Annotated in this window: 12 protein-coding genes; 6 read left to right on the top strand and 6 right to left on the bottom strand. The window is 40.4% G+C overall.

Going from position 1 to position 18,269, the window contains the following annotated elements; all coding sequences use genetic code 11:
- Positions 1–72: 72 nt before the first annotated feature.
- Complete coding sequence (locus GM920_RS06665; RefSeq protein ID WP_182954719.1) at positions 73–1,512, top strand: MFS transporter; 1,440 nt, start codon at positions 73–75, stop codon at positions 1,510–1,512.
- Between the two features lie 101 nt (positions 1,513–1,613).
- Here the strand turns inward: GM920_RS06665 and GM920_RS06660 are convergent, their stop codons facing one another.
- Positions 1,614–2,924: a glucosidase family protein gene (locus GM920_RS06660; protein ID WP_182954716.1), complete on the bottom strand. Its 1,311-nt coding sequence runs from the start codon at positions 2,922–2,924 to the stop codon at positions 1,614–1,616.
- A gap of 5 nt (positions 2,925–2,929) precedes the next feature.
- Complete coding sequence (locus GM920_RS06655) at positions 2,930–5,257, bottom strand: glycoside hydrolase family 3 N-terminal domain-containing protein (protein WP_182954713.1); 2,328 nt, start codon at positions 5,255–5,257, stop codon at positions 2,930–2,932.
- Positions 5,258–5,489: 232 nt separating this feature from the next.
- On the opposite strand from GM920_RS06655, the gene GM920_RS06650 reads away from it, so the two are divergent.
- On the top strand, positions 5,490–7,850 hold the full coding sequence (locus GM920_RS06650; protein ID WP_235964454.1) for a GH92 family glycosyl hydrolase: 2,361 nt from the start codon (positions 5,490–5,492) through the stop codon (positions 7,848–7,850).
- 326 nt (positions 7,851–8,176) lie between these two features.
- Here the strand turns inward: GM920_RS06650 and GM920_RS06645 are convergent, their stop codons facing one another.
- Entirely contained in the window at positions 8,177–10,756 is a 2,580-nt protein-coding gene (locus GM920_RS06645; protein WP_182954711.1) for a TonB-dependent receptor, read from the bottom strand.
- Between the two features lie 526 nt (positions 10,757–11,282).
- Between GM920_RS06645 and GM920_RS06640 the strand changes: the two genes are divergently transcribed.
- A complete protein-coding gene (locus tag GM920_RS06640) occupies positions 11,283–11,843 on the top strand; it encodes a hypothetical protein (protein ID WP_182954709.1) in 561 nt (186 codons plus the stop codon).
- Between the two features lie 175 nt (positions 11,844–12,018).
- Complete coding sequence (locus tag GM920_RS06635) at positions 12,019–13,350, top strand: glycoside hydrolase family 18 protein (protein ID WP_182954707.1); 1,332 nt, start codon at positions 12,019–12,021, stop codon at positions 13,348–13,350.
- A 33-nt stretch (positions 13,351–13,383) separates the two neighbouring features.
- Here GM920_RS06635 and GM920_RS23920 read toward each other — a convergent pair whose 3' ends face one another.
- The 3 genes from GM920_RS23920 to GM920_RS06620 form a co-directional block, all read right to left on the bottom strand.
- Positions 13,384–15,141, bottom strand: a complete 1,758-nt coding sequence (locus tag GM920_RS23920) for an amidohydrolase family protein (protein ID WP_182954705.1) — start codon at positions 15,139–15,141, stop codon at positions 13,384–13,386.
- 8 nt (positions 15,142–15,149) lie between these two features.
- A complete protein-coding gene (locus GM920_RS06625; RefSeq protein WP_182954702.1) occupies positions 15,150–15,839 on the bottom strand; it encodes a DUF4142 domain-containing protein in 690 nt (229 codons plus the stop codon).
- A gap of 76 nt (positions 15,840–15,915) precedes the next feature.
- The gene (locus GM920_RS06620) at positions 15,916–16,293 is read right to left on the bottom strand and encodes a winged helix-turn-helix transcriptional regulator (protein WP_182954699.1); all 378 of its coding nucleotides are present in this window, start codon (positions 16,291–16,293) and stop codon (positions 15,916–15,918) included.
- Positions 16,294–16,399: 106 nt separating this feature from the next.
- Here GM920_RS06620 and GM920_RS06615 point away from each other — a divergent pair, with 106 nt between their 5' ends.
- Together GM920_RS06615 and GM920_RS06610 are read left to right on the top strand one after the other, a co-directional pair.
- The gene (locus GM920_RS06615; RefSeq protein ID WP_182954697.1) at positions 16,400–17,275 is read left to right on the top strand and encodes an SDR family oxidoreductase; all 876 of its coding nucleotides are present in this window, start codon (positions 16,400–16,402) and stop codon (positions 17,273–17,275) included.
- A gap of 180 nt (positions 17,276–17,455) precedes the next feature.
- A complete protein-coding gene (locus GM920_RS06610) occupies positions 17,456–18,196 on the top strand; it encodes a DUF3667 domain-containing protein (protein ID WP_182954694.1) in 741 nt (246 codons plus the stop codon).
- Positions 18,197–18,269 lie beyond the last annotated feature (73 nt).

The following is an 18,269-nucleotide window of genomic DNA, read 5'->3' as shown; positions in this document are numbered from 1 at the left end:
GTAGGTATTTACAAGTAGGGTAATATTTGTGGTGTGAACAGGGCCTGTTGTCTTGTTCAATTCCATTAAATTATGATCAAACAAATCGATAACAGAGGACCCTTATTTATTCTTTCCGCAGCAGCATTTCTATCCGTCCTGGATATTTTTATTGTAAATGTAGCACTTCCTACCATCAAAAAAGACATCAGTGCTACAGAAGCAGATATACAGATGGTGATCGCGGGGTATTTATTAGGCTATGCTGTTTTTTTGATTACCGGTGCCAGAGCAGGTGATTACTATGGGAAGAAAAGGGTTTATGTGATCTCCATGTGCTGTTTTACCCTGACTTCTTTGTTTTGTGGCATTGCGCAAACACCCATGCAACTTAACATTTCAAGGTCCTTACAAGGGATAAGTGCGGCATTTATGGTACCTCAAAGTCTGGCTTATATTCAGTTGCTTTTTCCTGATCAGGCAGCCAGAGTAAAGGCCTTGGGTTTTTATGGAAGTGTTGCCGGAATTGCATCGGTGATCGGGCAGTTTCTAGGTGGTTTTTTACCGGAGGTCCATTTTTCAAATGTGTTGTTTGCGCATATGGATGGCTGGCGACTGATTTTCTTAATCAATATTCCATTGGGAATTGCTGCGGCGACTACGGCATATCTGTATTTAAAGGAAAGCAAGGTCGCGCCGACTGGTAAGTTTGACTTTTCCGGTGTCGCATTGCTGAGCCTGGCGCTTTTATTTCTGGTGTATCCACTGATCAGGGGAAGAGAATTAGGTTGGCCTTTATGGAGTGTCGGACTGTTGGTCTCGTCTTTCCTATTGTTGTACGGCTTTGTGAAACATCAACAGGCTAAAATGAAAAGAGGTTTGAGCACCTTGATTAATGTTTATTTGTTTCGTTATCCGGATTTTAAGATGGGCCTTTTTATCGCGCTATTCTATTTCATCGCTCAGGATTCTTACTTTTTAATTACGGGATTGTTGTTGCAGGATGGCTTAAATGTCAGTTCCTCTGAAACGGGATTACTGTTTGTTTTTCAAGGGATAGGTTATGTTTTGGGGGCTGTAATTTCTGTTCATTTGATCGGGAAGTATGGCAGGAAAATCATCCAGCTGGCGGTGTTGTTGATGATGGGGTCTTTGGTTTTACATGGTATCTTGTTTAGTGTCTCCGGTTTGGATTGGTATTTATCTTATCCACTATTGCTGATGTATGGTGTTGGCTGCGGTTCGGTATTGCCCTCTATTATGTCCTTGGCCTTACAACGGATTCCTGGAGATTTAGCAGGATCTGCCTCGGGCTTATATTCAACGGTGCAACAAGCTGCAATTGCTTTGGGAATTGGGATAACCGGTGGTGTTTTCTTTTCTTTCCTGGAAGAACAAACGAACAAAGCGGCTTTTGTCAATGCGTATATCGGTGCAACCGGGGTAAATATCCTGGCCTTGGGGGCTGTGTTGTTTTTTCTGTATAGACTTCCAAAGGAGCTGAAACCGGAATTGCTACCGGAAAAAGCGTAACTGATGTAAAATGTTTGCCGGCCTATTTCTGATATTGTTTCGCATAAAAAAGGTTTAAACCTAAGCTTAAACCTTTTTTATAATTTGAGTATATGATACTGCTAAGGTGTTTTCTTTTGATTTGCTGCTGCCCAATCTTTGAATTGTCCAATCGCTTTGCTCAATACACCTGCAGAGCCTTTAAATTTACCTGATCCGCTAGGAACATCTCCCTGGCCGTACCACTCATAAAAACCTTGGTTTTTAACTACACGATCAATCATCGGGCGAACTTCTTCATAGGCTTCTTTTACAAAACCATTGGCGATAAGCTGCTGGATCATTCTGCCACCGAACCAGGTCCAGTCGCCACCATTTTGATAGACATAAGCTTTGCTCATTCCTCCTTTGAAAAATCCTTCAGGATAGGTCGGGTAAATGGTTAGCCCAATGCTGGGCATTCCGGAAAGTTTTACGTTTTCTACCATTTGCTTGTTGACCGTCGCTATTTCTTTTTTTGAAAGCAAGCCTGCTTCTATTGCAATTGCAGTGCCTCCATGGTAATAGATAGTGTTTTCATCAAATCCAGCAGGGATAGGTGATTTTCCCGGGTAAATATGTGGGATGAATTTTTGGTTTTTTGCATCCCAAAGGTACTTTCTTACCCGGTCATGGATTCCTTTTTCCAGTTTTTTCCATTGCGCTACTTTAGCGGGGTCAGGGACCACTTTTTCCAAATATTGCAAGGCAATTATGAACATGGCATTGTCGTAAACATCGATCGCTTCATTAGATAAGTTGTTCCAGTCGCAGCCAAAGGTATCGTTAGGTTGTACATCTCCCCAGTCGGCAGTCATTGCTCCCCACAGTAAACCGTATTGTTTGTTGTAACGCTCGCGCAACAAATAATCAATCATCTTTTCTATTCTGGCAAGGACGGTTACACCGGCTACCTTTTCATTTAATAGGCCAACATCTCCGGTTTTTTGAATGTATTTTCCTACGAGCTGGATCAATGAGGTTTCCTGATCGGTCTCTACTGTGTTCTTGAATCCTACATGAGCTGGTGCTGCATCTGAGTAATAGGGGGTGTCATCATTCCAGGTGAAATCTTTCTTGATGACATAACCATCTACCATCTCATCATTCTTCTGTTGGAGGGCAAAAAAGAGGAGGATGGCTCCACGAACGTCTGCTTTGGATTGAACATCTAAAGAAGTTTCAATCAGCGTATTGAAATCTCTGGCCCAGATCTGAGAGTAACCGCTTCCGGCATTGAAGCCTTCTTTGATCACGTTCTTTGCCAAACGATCAACGGTATTGAGTGAAGTATCTGCAAGAATTTTGGCGGCCAGTTCCTGTTGCTGAGTTTTTCCTTCAAAGTGGCAACCGATCACCAGGAAAGACAATAGACAGATGGTATATTTTTTCATAGGTTTTAAATTTGTTTGGTTAAATGGATGTTGTCAGATGCTGAACCGATCATGATGGTGAATGTACTGTTGGGTTCAAACACCTTTTTCATGTCCTTGTTGATGATGGAAAGTTCATCGGTGCTCAGTACAAACTCTACCAGTTTTGATGCTCCTGCTTTAAGTTTAACCCGTTCAAAATTCTTCAATTGTTTGATCGGTTGGGAGGTGGAAGCGAATTGGTTTTTTAGGTAGAGCTGTGCGACTTCCTCTCCATCCACTGTGCCGGTATTCTTCAGGGTAAAGGATACTTTGTAGCTTCCTTCGGTTTTGGAAATATTTAGTTGATCATAGGTAAAGGTGGTATAACTTTTTCCATAGCCAAATGGGTAGAGCGGAGTTGCTTCTTCTTCTACATAACGGTGGTCTAATGGACTTTTTCTATTGTAATGAATTGGGATTTGGCCTACACTTCTGGGTACAGAAATCGGGAGCCTGCCGGCAGGGTTATAGTCGCCGAACAATACATCTGCAATTGCAGAACCGCCTTCTTGTCCGGGGTACCAGGCGCAAATTAAAGCATCTGCATTTTCTTTTGCCCAGTTCATGTTGAGTGGTCTGCCTTGTATGTAGACCACAATTAGAGGTTTTCCTGTTTTCTTTAATGCACGTAATAAGTCCATTTGCTTGCCCAGGAGGTCAAGCGTAGCACGATCAAAACCTTCTCCACTTTCCATATCGGAGATCGTTGAAACAGTTGTAATTGCTGCGCCTGTTGCGGCATATTCCGTTTTAAAATCACGGGCACTTGATCCACCAACTACAGCGATGACTACATCTGCGGCTTCGGCTGCTGCGAGGGCTTGAGGAATGTTGGTATCAGTGGTATCACGGATCGCACAGCCTTTTACATAGCTGACTGCTGAAGCGGATAGTTTTGAGCGGATGCCTTGTAATACGGTGGTCACGCTTCCCTCGGGTTGCGGGGCAGTGTAATCACCCAGCATGTTGTATACATTGTCTGCATTAGGGCCTACCACGGCCACTTTAATCCCTTTTTTTAGTGGAAGGACGCTGTTTTTGTTTTCTAAGAGGATTATAGATTCCCTGGCCACCTGGCGAGATAGGTTGATGTTTTCTTTTGTTTTAATCTCCTTTTTAGCTTTTTGGGGAATGACAAATGGATGTTCAAATAAGCCCATTTCAAACTTTAGCCTAAGGATCCTGGATACGGCAGTATCAATTAGGCGTTCTTCTATTTTTCCTTGCGCTACCGCCGCGATCAGGTTGGGGTAGGCATTTCCTCCCAGATCTGCATCTAAACCTGCTGAAACCGCAAGTACGGCGGCTTCTGTATAATCTCTAGCGATGCGGTGACTTCCTTTGATACCTTCTATGCTTCCCAAATCAGAAACGGTAAACCCTTTAAAGCCCCATTCTTTTCTTAGAATATCCGTCAGTAAAAAGGAGTTGGAACTGCAAGGGATGCCATCAATGGAATTGTAAGCGGCCATAATCGATTTGGCTCCGGCGTTTATTGCAGATTGAAAAGGGGGTAGGAAGTATTCTCTAAGTTCTCTTTCGCCAACACTGGCAGCGGCACCATTGTGGCCTCCTTCAGGTATGGCATAGGCCACAAAATGTTTGAGAGTCGCTATTGTGCTATATGGATTTTCTAATTTGCCAGCACCTAAACCGGTGATGATGGAAGCGGCAAGTTTACCGGTTAGCACTGGATCTTCTCCGTAGCTTTCTTCTACACGGGACCAGCGCGGATCTCGCGATAAATCTAATACCGGACCGTAGCTGATGTGGCCGCCTTGCAGTCGGACTTCTTTGGCCACAGACTCCGCCATGTTTTTTAACAAGGCAGGGTTCCAGGTGGAAGCCTGACCAATACCCGTAGGGAATACCGTGGTGCCAATAGCCATGTGCCCATGAGGGGCTTCTTCTGCTAAAAATATAGGAATGCCAAGACGCGTGTTTGTAAGCATGTAGCGCTGTAATTCGTTTGCTGCTTGGGCAGACATTTCAGGGTTAAGACCATTGGCTAATGTTTTCTGCGTCCATGGATCGGCTCTGAATGTTGCCCAAAGCATGCCAATTTGCTTTTCTTTAACAAGTTCCTTGAATTTCTGAGATACTTTAACCTGGTTTCCTTGTCGCTCATACATTTCCCACCCAAGCGGACTTAACAATTGACCTACCTTTTCTTTTAGCGTCATTCGCTGAATCAAATCTTTAGTCCTTAGTGCGATAGGTTGATTGGCGTCTTTGTAAAGCGGTTGCTGGCAAAAGGCAGTCAGTGGAGCCGAAAGAAAAAAACAACAGGTCAATAGGCCAAGTCTATTCATGATGGTTTGGTTCTGGAATGTATGTACATACAAGTATAGCAAAATTTAAATGTCGTCAGTTAAAAATTGGAGATTTATCTTGAAATGCGGCTTGTTGATGATGTTAACTGGTTATTGTGTAATATATTTTAAAGTGTTGAGGAATTAAAATATATTTGACTAGTATGTGTATACATTCTCTTGGACTGCGTTTCTGTTTGTCTTTGCGAGCGTAAAACCTAAACCTTAAACCATGATGAGAAGGATTCTTTTAATATTATTAGTTAGTATTCAGGCGACGTTACTTTATGCACAAAAAGAGGCAGATCTGGTTCAATATGTGAAGCCGAATATTGGCTCTGCGCACAGTCGATATTTTTTCTATACGCCCGCAGCTGTTCCTTTTGGGATGGCCAAGCTGGCTCCGAGTACAAACGGTTCCGAAGGAAATCGCTCAGGATGGGAGGCTGTTGGTTATGATGACCGCCATCGTTCCATAGAAGGTTTCGCGAACTTTCATGAGTTTCAGATTGGAGGGGTTTTATTTGCCGCAACAGTAGGTAAGCTGAAAACCGTTCCAGGTAAACTGCAGGAGAAAAATTCCGGGTACAGGTCTTCTTTTGACAAGGCAGATGAGTATGCTACTGCGGGATATTATCGGGTACTATTAAAGGATTATCAAATAAAAGCGGAGCTCACTGCGACAGAGAGAGTGGGTTTTCATCAATATACATTTCCAGAAACGGACTCCGCAAATGTTATTTTTGATATTGGTCATAAGCTGGGAGAGAGCGGCCCGGTATTGGACGCTGAGGTGACTTATGATGGTCAGCATGTTTGGGGCTATGTGGTGACTAAGCCGGTCTATGTTCAGAAATATCAGGAGAAAGCAAATGTGACGATGTATTTTTATGCGGAGCTGGATAGAATTCCGGTTTCTTATGGTGCATTTATCGATAGTACGCAGTTTAATGGGCTTAAAACCATCAAAGGAAAAGGTGCGGGGATGTACCTGAGGTTTAAAACAAAAAAAGGAGATCAAATTGGAATTAAAACAGGTCTTTCTTATACTTCTGTAGAAAATGCAAAAGCGAATCTGGTCAAAGAAGCTTCCGGATTAAACTTTGAAAAAGCGAAGGTTAAAGCGATTCAGAATTGGAACCATTCTTTGGGCAGAATTGAAGTAAAAGGTGGACTTGTACAAGATCGCGTTAAGTTTTATACCGGGCTCTTTCATGCACTTTTAGGTAGAGGATTGGCGAATGATGTGAATGGTGCCTATCCGAAAAATGATGGTAGCATCGGTCAGATTCCGCTTTTGAAGAATGGTAAACTCTTACACAATCACTATAATACGGATGCAATTTGGGGCGCATTCTGGAACTTAACTCAGTTATGGGCTATTGCTTATCCAGAATATTACAATGATTGGGTACAAAGTCAATTGTTGGTGTATAAAGACGCAGGTTGGCTTGGCGATGGGATTGCAAATAGTAAATACGTATCTGGTGTAGGTACAAACTTCACAGGATTGGCCATTGCGGCGGCTTATAATGTAGGCATTCGGAATTATGATGTTCCCTTGGCTTATGCGGCGGTTCGGAAAAATGAATTGGAAGCGAAAGATCGGATTCCCGGAGCGGGAAAATTGGACGTCGGCGTTTTTGTAGCAAAGGGTTATTCTCCATTTGTAAAGGACCAGAGCGGTAATCCGGAATTAAACACACATGGTTCTCCTTTTGGGGCTTCTCATACCTTAGAATATTCATTCTCTTCATTTGCAGCTGCACAATTTGCTCATGCAGTTCATCAGCCTGAAGATTACAAACAGCTCATGAAACTTTCCGAGGGTTGGAAGTTACTTTATGATCCAGGTACGAAATTTATCAGGCCAAAAGATAGTCTAGGCAAATTTCTAGATCGCTTTAATCCTTTCGAATCCTGGCGCGGTTTTCAAGAAGGCAATGCCTGGCAATATACTTTTTATGTGCCTCATGCTCCAGAAGAACTGGTGGGGATGCTGGGCAAAGAGACATTTAGTCGCCGTTTAGACAGTATTTTTACGATTTCTCAGCAAAACTTATTTGGTGGAGGGAAGCATATTGATGCTTTTGCTGGAATTGAAGGGTTGTATAATCATGGGAATCAGCCGAACCTACATGTTTCCTGGTTGTTTCATTATGCAGGAAGGCCAGATCTGAGTCAAAAATGGGTAAGGGCAATCTGCAATGAGTTTTATGGAACCGATGGTATTCATGGTTATGGCTACGGTCAGGATGAGGATCAAGGACAGTTGGGTGCATGGTACGTATTGGCTGCCATGGGGCTTTTTGATGTCAAAGGGCTGACGGCACCGGAACCTTCTTTTTTAATTGGTGCGCCATTGTTTGAAAGTGTCAGGATCAAACTTCCTAAGGATATACAGAAAAAAGATTTTTTGATTCAGGTTTCTGAACAAGATCCAAATCATCCTTATATCCAGAGTGGCAAGCTCAATGGAAAGAACTTGACTGGGCTTAAGTTGAAGTTTGAGGATCTCCGTAAGGGTGGGGTACTTGAATTGGTACTTGGTGGCCAGGCTAAATCATTAAATACGGTTTCCCGTAATAAATAGAATTGTAGACTTCCTATTTTTGCAGTGTTGATCGGGATTGGTGACGTCTGAAAAATGATGATCACAGCACACCGATCAGCTCCCTAAAAATTTAATTAAGTCCCCCACCTTAATTAAGAACAGAAAAGCCCTTAAAATCTATGATTTAAGGGCTTTCTTATTAAGGCATAAATTCGGGCAGTTGTATAAAAATGAAAAGGGAAATAATCCTAAGACTATTTCCCTTTATCTAAATTAACGCTCTCACATATAAAGACGCTGAAACGATTGATATATTGTGCAGCATTTAAAATAAATGCTTGCCGCTGGACCGCGCTACATCAGTATTATAAAGAATAGCGTAAGGTAAGGCCATAAGTTCTTGGGTCACCAAGTACTCCGGCATATAAGCCAGAGTTACCTGCTGCGGCTTGTAATTGTTCGTAATAATGGGTATTTGTAATGTTTCTGCTCCAGGCGAAGATGGAGAACTTATCGGATTTAAATCCTAATCTCGCGTTTAGCAAGGAATAGCCCTCAACATTTAAAACACCTGAAGGTGTTGGGTTTGAAGAATATCCTGAACGGTAACTTGCATCAGCAGCAATAAAATACCTACCGAGTAAGCTAGACAAATTACCTGGGGTGCTAAATTCTGTACCGCCGGAAACATTCCATTTGGATATACCTGGCAGTCGTCCTCCTGAAGCATCTTTAAAAGCGACCTGAGTAGCAACACCGTTAACGAGTTCGGTATGTCCGGTTTCTTCTAAAGGTAGCGGGGCATTTGTGAATTTCACATATTTACCATCAAGATAAGCCAGGGCAGCATTTAAAGTCAAGAATCTTTTTACTTGATAAGTTGCATCTACTTCTAAGCCTTTTACATTCACCTTTTCTGCATTGGCAAGATAACCTCTGTTTACACCCAATTGTGGCGACTGTACATTGGTTTGGTAATCTTTAATGTCTGTATTAAAAGCACTAATGTTTACCAATGCACCTTTAAAAGGTTTGGTTTTAACACCTAATTCGTAATGTTGTACGTATTCTGGTTTTACAATCGCCAGAGATAAATCTGCTTCCCCAGTGGCAGTCGTTGGCAAGCCTCCTACGTTTACACCAACTGGTTTATAAGCGGTGGAGAAAGTTCCATAGGCATTTAGCTTAGGGCTAGGGCGGTAGGATAGGGTAAGGTTACCAGATAAGTTATTGTTGTCTGTACTGGTTTTGAATTGTTGGTTGCTGTAAACAGCTGTTTTGAGGGCAAGTAATGCTGCATCTGCGGTTTGCAGGCCTCCATAAGTTACGCGGTCATAATCCACATCTTTTTTATCATAGGTAAACCTTAAACCAGGTAAAATATGCAGTTTCGGAAGGAATTCCCAATCGGCTTGTGCAAATATGGCTGTACTTAATGATTTGATGCTGGAATTGGTTTTGATGCCATAGCCATCTAACAAGCCTGGTGTGGAATACAATGCCTGAGCTCCGGTATTCGCTGTTTGCACAAATCTCCACTGATCTTTACCGACCTCTTCGGTCTGTTCCAGTCCTTTCAAATTCTGGCCAAGGATAAATAGACCAATTACGCCACTTACTTTTTCAGCGATATTACCAGCATACCTAAGTTCTTGAGAATATTGATCATGGCGGGAGGTTCCCTGAGATTTGGTCAATGCAGACAATTCAGAAAAATCTCTGTCGTTTGTAGGATCCCAATTCCAGAATCTCCAGGCGGTAGTAGATGTCAGGGTTCCATTACCTAGTTTATAATCCAGGTTTACAGATAAGCCACCAATGGATTGGTTGTGCCTCCATGGTGTATTGGTATTGATTTCTCTTGAAAAAGGATCTATTTTAGGTTGTTGATAGCCCAGATCGGAAATGATTTTAGCATACTGGCGGTAAGCACTTCTTTCTGTGCTGGTTACTCCTGCAATCACCAATGGGTAACCTGCAGGATGTTGAATGCTGGCATCACCACTTAACAATACCTGTAATTTATCTGAGGGCGTAAAATACAACTGACCTTTAAAACCAAGGTTGTTTTGGCCACTATATTTGCGTTCTTCTCTGGTATTCCAAATTGTACCATCGCGTTGAGTTCCTGAGATGGACAATCTTGCGGCAAGATTTTTTGCTATACCTCCTGTAACGGAAGTTTTTGCTTGTATAAAATTATAGTTTCCAGCGCTCAGTTCTACTTTTGCACTTGGTGTCTGACTTGGTTTTGTGGTGCTGATGTTGAATGCACCGGCAGTCGTGTTTTTTCCGAACAAAGTACCTTGAGGGCCACGCAGAATCTCAATTTGATCTATGTCAAGGAAATCTGTAGAAGTAGCCGCAGGGCGGGCCTGATAAACGCCATCTACATAAAAGCCTACTCCAGGATCAATACCGTCGTTGGTTAAACCAAATGTGGAACCTAATCCTCTGATGTTAAGTGTGGTATTTCTCGCATTGGAGGCATACAGTTGTACGGAAGGAACGAGCTCTTTTAAACGGTTGACGTTAAAAGCTCCTGCGTTTTCTGCTGCTTGTCCGCCGATTACGGTAATGGCAATTGGTACATCTTGCAGCACTTCCGAGCGTCTCCTGGAGGTGACCACGATCTCATCGAGTAATTCGCTTTCAATCAGTGTCAATTCGAAGGGCGCTTCCTGAAACTTTAGAATTTGAAAATCCTGGGATTTGTAGCCAATTGAACTGACTCTGAGGTAAAATGGTAAATCTTGCTTGGAATCAATACTGAATTTTCCATCCTGATCTGCAGTTGTAGAAATCTTTGTGCCTCTGATGAGTACTGTGGCATGTGGTACCGGCGCGCCATTGCTACTTTTTATAACGCCTGTTGTCGCGGTTTGGGCAAAAACATAATTTACCAGGAGTATAAAGGAAAAGACGAGAAGTAATTTTTTTTTCATGATTTTAGTATGATATGGTTTGTTGGTTGATTATTGCAAAGCATGGCCATGGGGATGTTTTTAACATCCTTCATTTTAAAAAAATAGATAGGGGAATTTTATTCGCGCTTTAATTTGCGCAGCGATTATTTGTGCTGTATCAACAACAACAACAGGCTAAGCGGAAAGGGATTCCTGCTTCAAGGGTTTTTCTTTTTTTTCGTATAAAACGCAAATCTGTTTTCATTTGGTTGTATTGGTAATACTTTAATCGGTTATGCAAATATAGTACTCTTTTTGATTAATAGAATAAAATCTATGGATTTGGTAGTTTTTATTTGGAAGGACAATGGTAAACTGGGTTTTATATGGTCTATTTGGTTTATTACGTGTCTTTTAACAGTGTGTTTGTTCGCTCGGAAATTTGGATATTAAGAAAAATCAGGAAAAAATTGGGCTAGAAATTCGGTGAGCCTGGGAATGATTGGTGTTTATATTGGATGTTGTAGTAAACAAAAACATGTTATAGATATTTCTAATATCTGAGATGGAGCGTTTCACGCTGAATTTGAACGCAAGTAAGTATATCTATGCTTTAAGCACAACCGCTAAATTTAATATTGATGTGAACTTTTCGAATCAAAATATTCTGCAGAATGGTAACCTACAGGATTATAAAAACAATAATTACACCTTGAGTTTGGTGTTTGATAGTAAAATGTCAGAAAAATTTAATTTTAATCTGGAGGGCAGGGAAAGTTTTGGATCAGCAAAAACGACCAGTGCGTTGCAACCATTTCAGTCCTCATCAAGATCTGGACAATACAAAACCACTTTGGCTTACCAATTTCAAAAAACGATGATCGCGGAGACTAACTTCGAGTATCAATACTTTAGGGCAATCGGAGGAAAAACAAACTATTTCTTTAATGAGGCAAAGGTTACTTATACGCAACCGAAAAGTAAAACAGCCTATATTTTGGGGCTAAGTAATACCTTTAACGTGAGATCACTCATTTCACAATCCATAGATGCCAATTCAGATTTTTATCAAGAATATTTCTTGCGTCCACGAGTGATTTACCTGTCGGTCAAGTTCCTGTTGTAACATAATTGGTGTTTCCAATTGTCAATAAAAAGATTAACTTAGTTTTTAGTTTTAAGACAAATGAGTTGGTAATCTGCTGATTGTTGTTCTTTTCTTTCAGAGGGTAAATCAATTTACATGCTATGAACATTTTTATTTAATCTCTACTTAAGCACGATTAATTAAATGCATTCCTATGAAAAAAATAGTCTACATTTTATTTCCCCTGATGGTTTTGCTCGGGTGTAAAAAAAACAAGAATGAGGTCTACAGCGGTACTCTCCAAATTTTTGATCAGGGCTTGGTGTTTCAATCACCTATCAGAGTGATACAGGAGGGACAATCGGCTGCTTATAACCGACTGCTATTTACTCCTGTTCCAGGGCTTGCCACAAAAATAAGGTGGACGGTAGATGGTAAACAAGTATCGACGGACACCACCTTTACATTTACCCCAACTACAGGAGGTGAATTTGAGGTTAAATTGGAAGCCACATTTAATGGACAGACTGAAACACGTTTGTCTAGGGTTCTGGTAAATCCATCCAGCTATACACCCAAATTAAGCTCTTTTGTGCGCATGTCCTATCTTTCCGAAAATGGGATCTCTGCCCATGTGAACTGGTCCAATGTTTCTCATGTGGCTTTTAATGGCGCTCGGGTACTTGCCAATGGTAGTGTCGATTTTTCAAAAGGAGATCTGCATCAAAATGTAGATGAGTTGGTTGCCAGAGGCCATTTGAATGGTATTCCTGTGTTACTAGGTGTTACCGGCCGACTGCGGGGAATGGAAGGATGGACATTCCACGGTAATACGGATTTTGGTCGGAACATTAGTGATGTATCTCAAAGAGCTAAGTTGGTTAAAATCCTTGCTGAATATGTGCGGGAGCGGAAGCTAGATGGAATAGATGTGATGATGACAGACCTCAGTCACGAGTTATATGATATTCCTCGTAAAAGTGTTCAATCTGTTGGTCCTTTCTTGTCAGAGTTAAGGAAGGCATTACCTACAGGAAGTATGATTACTGCCACGGTAGCCATAGACTATTTGCACTGGGAATATACAGGGATGTCCACTGCTGATTGGATAAATGTTCGTGCATTTAATTATGAGAATCGTGTTGAGCCCGGAGCCCATCCAGGAAACCAATCTCCTCTTAGTTATATGATTCAAGGAGCAGAGCTCTGGCAAAATAAAGGTTTTCCGGCTAACAAAATTGTGATGGGAGTACCGGCTTTTGGTTTAAGGTATCTGGAATTAATAGGAGAGGGTGTAAATGCGACCTGGAAATCCTCTGATTACATCACCTATAGGGATATTTTGTTAAAAGATCCAACAGCTGCACAAAAAAACTTTACAGCTGCTGAAGCAAAAGGTGTTTATTATGATGGAATTCCACTGACTACTCAAAAAGCCAATTACATCAAGGAGAAGGGTTTTAAAGGAGTTTATCTTTGGGCTGGCGATTATGATGCAGTTGGTGAAAACTCCATGATGAAGACCATAAGTCAAATACTTCAATGACAGGTCCCAAACAAGGTGTTTAAGAAAGGGAGATTATTGCTCCTTTTCTTTCATGATGATGGATTGACCTTTAATAATGATGTTCAGTTGCTGAAGTGCAGAGATATTTTCCAATGGATTGGCATTCAATACCAATATATCTGAGTTTTTGCCCTGATGAAGGCTACCACTTTGATGAGTCATATTCATCATTTTTGCAGGTATGATGGTTGCCGATTGAAGTGCTTCCAAAGGACTAAATCCGAGGGATACGTAACTTTCCAGTTCTTGAATCAGACTTCCTTCATTGTCTGTGCCAGCAACAACGGGAATACCATAGGCATGAAGTTGTTTCAGGATTCTTTTATAATTCCCAATTTTCGGGTCTCCAGTTAAGGAATACACATTTAGTGTAGGGTCCAGATATATATTTTTCTCTTTAATGTGATCCAGTAAAACCTTATTGTCGGTGATCAGGTTATCTTTCCCCCATTTAAGACTATTCATGAAATAATGAATATGACTGATGCTTTTTATCCCGTTATCCACTACAGTACCCAGGAGGTAGCCGACAGGAAGATGACCAACCACATCCATATGGTAGCGGTTTGCTTCGGTTACAATTGCAGTTAAGACATTTTTCTTTACGTAAGAATATACTTTGATCTGGTCAAATCCAGTATCATAATATCTTTTTACTTCTTGTTTAGCCGTTTTATCATCTGTTGCGATAACAATGCCGAGGCTAAATTTTGAGTTCCCATCGATGACACCTGCGGTCATCAATCTTGGAGCGGGAAAATGGGGCTCGGCTATTGATTTCTTTAAGCGGGAAACAAAGTCAAATTCATTGGCCATATCCCTTACACTGGTTACTCCGGTCAGGAGTTCTTTTTTTAGGTAATCCGGATGGAAAATATGGACATGCATGTTCCATAAACCCGGAATCAAGAATTTATTGGTGACATCAATTACATGTGCTCCTTCCGGAATAAGCTGTCGATCTGTTTTTCCAATATATTCTATCTTTCCATTTTTAATCAACAGCATGTTGTCATATAGGATTTTTCCGCCATCGGCCAGGTCAATGACATTACCTCCAGTCAGCACGATGTTTTCGTAGGATACTGCCAGGCTTTTGTTTGCTTTCCTATAAGTTTCGATCAGATATTCATTTGATTTAATGTTGAAATTATTGAAAAAAGAAAGGTATTTGTTATCGATGATTTCTCTTTTGTCACCTTCTGTATCGCAACTGGCCAGGTATACCGCATGCCCCTCCGCATTGATCCAGAGTATTTCATTGTGCTGGTTTTTGAGTTCTATAACGCTTAATGTTTGTTGGGTTAAAGGGTCAGTTTCTTCTGCAATTTTCGTGATGGTGCTGAGTTCGCCATTCCAGGCAGATTTAATGGTTTTGGGCTTGCCATTTTTCAGCCAGAAGGAGAGGAGTTGCGATTTCATCCAGATAGAGCCGTTGTCACTTATCGGGAAGTTGGTACCTGTTATGAACGTAGTGTCAGCATGTTCTTTTTTAAATCTGGAGGTATGCCCTACAGAGCGATAGCTTGTCTTTTCGCTGTTGCTGGTAAACAAGCAATTTAAAGCCATATCAGCACCACGATCATTTGTGACGATGTTAATTTGGTCAGTTACCTGACCATTTGCTTGCGTACTGAGGACTTCTTCAGTACCGATTTTGCGTTCCATCTTATAGATAGAATAAATGATTTTATCCTGACTTAGACTGTGTTTAGGGAGTATCAATCCTCCCAGGATAGATAGGTAGATGAGCGCAATTTGTCTATTCACGATTGTATTTATTTGATTTCCTGACTCAATTCCTGAGCGATTTCCAGGTGCTTTCTCAATATAGGTAACTGTTTTAGTGTAAATAGCTTCAGTTCAGGATCTTTAGAATTACTGCCTACCGTATATAGCCTGAGGAGGTTTTGGTTGCTTTCCAGCATCATTTTAACAAAATCCTGATCTGTTTTAGGATTGCCACCCAATAATACCTGGTTCTCCAGTACCATGTTTTTCTGTGAACTGAGCTTTTTTAATTCCTTCTGAATCTCCGTATGATTGGCAGAAACCATGGAGGCGTAGTTTTTAATTTTGTCTTTGCTTGTGGTTCTACTGACCCTGTTGCTCGCTGTGATTTCCATTTGTTGAGCTGTGGCCATTCTATTGATCAACTCTTCGTCTGTCAGCATTTCCAGGTTCTGTGATTTCCCTTTTACTAGGTTATTGGCTCTTCCAATTGCACTGCTGGCTATGTTGGTTGCATTTTCCTTTGAACCCGGAGTTGCTGGTAGGCCGATTCCTGGGGTCAGTCCGTCGCCACTTGCATTAATTACAGATCTGGTCGGGTTTTTTAAACCGGGGGTAATGGTTGTAATTTTGCTGCGTTTTCTTTTTCCCTCATCAGGAGTGTTTTTGGAAGTCGAACAGGAATAGATCAGACAGGATAATAGGGCTGTAGCTGTGATTATGCGAAGTGTTTTCATAGATCGTGGTGATTAGATTGCCGAATCAAAATTATCGAATAATACAACGATAAGCTAAATTAAAATGTGTAAACTCTTATGTCCACCTGCTTTTGATCGATTCGGTTCTATGGAGCATCCCCCAGTCAATCATAGCGTCAATTACACTCGTTATTTGCTGACCAGATTCTGTGAGCAGGTATTCTATTAATACCGGAGTTTGATTGTACACTTTACGTTCTATAATTCCGTTGATTTCCAGTTCTTTCAATTCTTTTGATAACATTCTGGGAGTTATTTTATCGATGTTGTCTTGTAAATCTTTAAACCGGATTTTCCCGTGTAGTAACGAGGCAATTATCGGTAGCTTCCATTTACCATTTATGACATTTAAAGTGTCCGTTAAGGCCAGCACATAATGTCTTGGGCACTGTTGCACTTTATCTCTATCTAATAATTCCTTGAAATCACTCATATGATTATACTATTCTTAGTATACAAAAGTATAGACTAATCTTTAATAACAAAGTATACTTAGTATATTAATATGCCTAGGTTTACATCACAACAAAATATAGATTATGATTTTAGTAACAGGTGCCACAGGTCAATTCGGCTCGAAAGCCATAGACCATTTATTAAACAAAGGTGTTAGAACTTCGGAAATTTCCGCCTTAGTCAGAAACGCAGCAAATGCAGACCGTCTGAAAATCAGGGGAATTGAAGTAAAGGTTGGGGATTACACTGATTATGATTCGTTGGTTAAAGCATTTCAAGGAGTAGAGAAGCTATTATTGGTTTCCAGCAACGATAGACAAGCTGTCGAAAACAGGACCGCTCAGCACATAAACACCATAAAGGCTGCGAAAGAGGCCAATGTTAAACATATTGTTTATACCTCTTTTGTGAGGAAGACAAACTTTGAGAATTCGTCAATAGCCGCATTTCAGAATTCACATGCGCAAACAGAAGCATACCTGATGGCTAGTGGCATCGATTATACAATTCTTCAGAATGGTATTTATCTGGAAATGATCCCAGTTTTTGCTGGGGAAAAAGTAGCGGAGACTGGTGTTCTATTATTTCCTGCAAAGGAAGGTAAAGCAAGTTATGTGCTTCGCGAAGAGTTAGCAGAAGCTGCTGCGCAGGTATTAACTACAGAAGGACATGAAAATCAAATTTATAGTTTAACCAATTCTACTTCCGTCTCTTTTACTGAAATCGCGAAGGCTATAGCTGGTCAGTTGGGAAAAGAGGTTAAATATCAGTCCCTAGAAGTTGATCTATTTGAATCTAAAATGAAACAGCTTGAAGTTCCAGACCTGTATATTGGTATGTTTACCATGTGGGCGATGGCTCATGCAGAAGGCACAATGGATGTTTCAAATGATACGTTAGCAAGATTCTTAGGTAGAAAACCGACAACCATGACCCAGTTTATCGCTCAGATTTATTAGGTTGTTGTTTTCAAAATACACATCGTTTATATTTCAAAATTATGCATTTAATGGTGTAAGAAGGATAAAAGTTATTCGGTAGATAGAATGCTATTGCATATATTTGAGAGTTAGCTGTAATACCAACAGACCGCAGACCACGAAAAGGAATATAAATTGACGATATATTTTAACTGACTAATGACAAAAAACTGTTTAAATTGTAATGAGGTAATTGTAGAGAAATTTTGTAGTAATTGTAGCCAAGCAACATCCACACACAGAATTTCGTTACATCACGTTTTTCAACACGATTTTATTCACGGAATATTTCATTTTGACAAAGGCTTTTTCTACACCTTAAAAGAATTATTTACCAGACCAGGACATAGTATTAGAGAATATGTACAAGGAAAAAGATTAAAGCACTTTAATTCTTTTGCAACCATAATTCTTTTGATCACAATAGGTTATTTTATAAAAAAATGGACAAAATTTGATGCGTCTGTTTTGTATGAGGATAAAAAAACAGTAAAAGGTCTTTTGAAAGTACTAAAGGATTATTCAAAAATTACAGTTTTTCTGAACATACCAATTATTTCTTTGGTGAGTTATTGGTTTTTTAAGAAGAGTAAGCAAAATTATGCAGAAAACTTAATCCTCAATTTGTATTTGTTATGTGGAACATTAACCATTAGTCTTATCGCAACCATCTTTACGAATTTTAGTGATGACAAAGACTTCCTGGTTTCAGTAAACTATTTTGCGATTGCACTGACCTTGTTATATGTGATGATTTTCTATTGTCAATACTTTTCTGTTTTTGATTTTAAAAAATACCAACTAATAGGTCGAGTGGTAATTATTGCGGTTTTGTATTTAGGGACAAAATTTATGATAGATAATATTTTGAACATCATTGGACTTAGATATTTTCATTAAAACATAGGCAAACCGCAGTTTAGAATTTTTCAAGCCATCTCATTCGCAAGGGCTAACGTTTTGCTAGTATGTG

This window comes from Pedobacter gandavensis, assembly GCF_014172405.1.
Classification (GTDB): Bacteria; Bacteroidota; Bacteroidia; order Sphingobacteriales; family Sphingobacteriaceae; genus Pedobacter; species Pedobacter gandavensis.
Note: the sequence above shows the minus strand (reverse complement) of the source record. Positions and strands in the feature narration are given on the sequence as shown.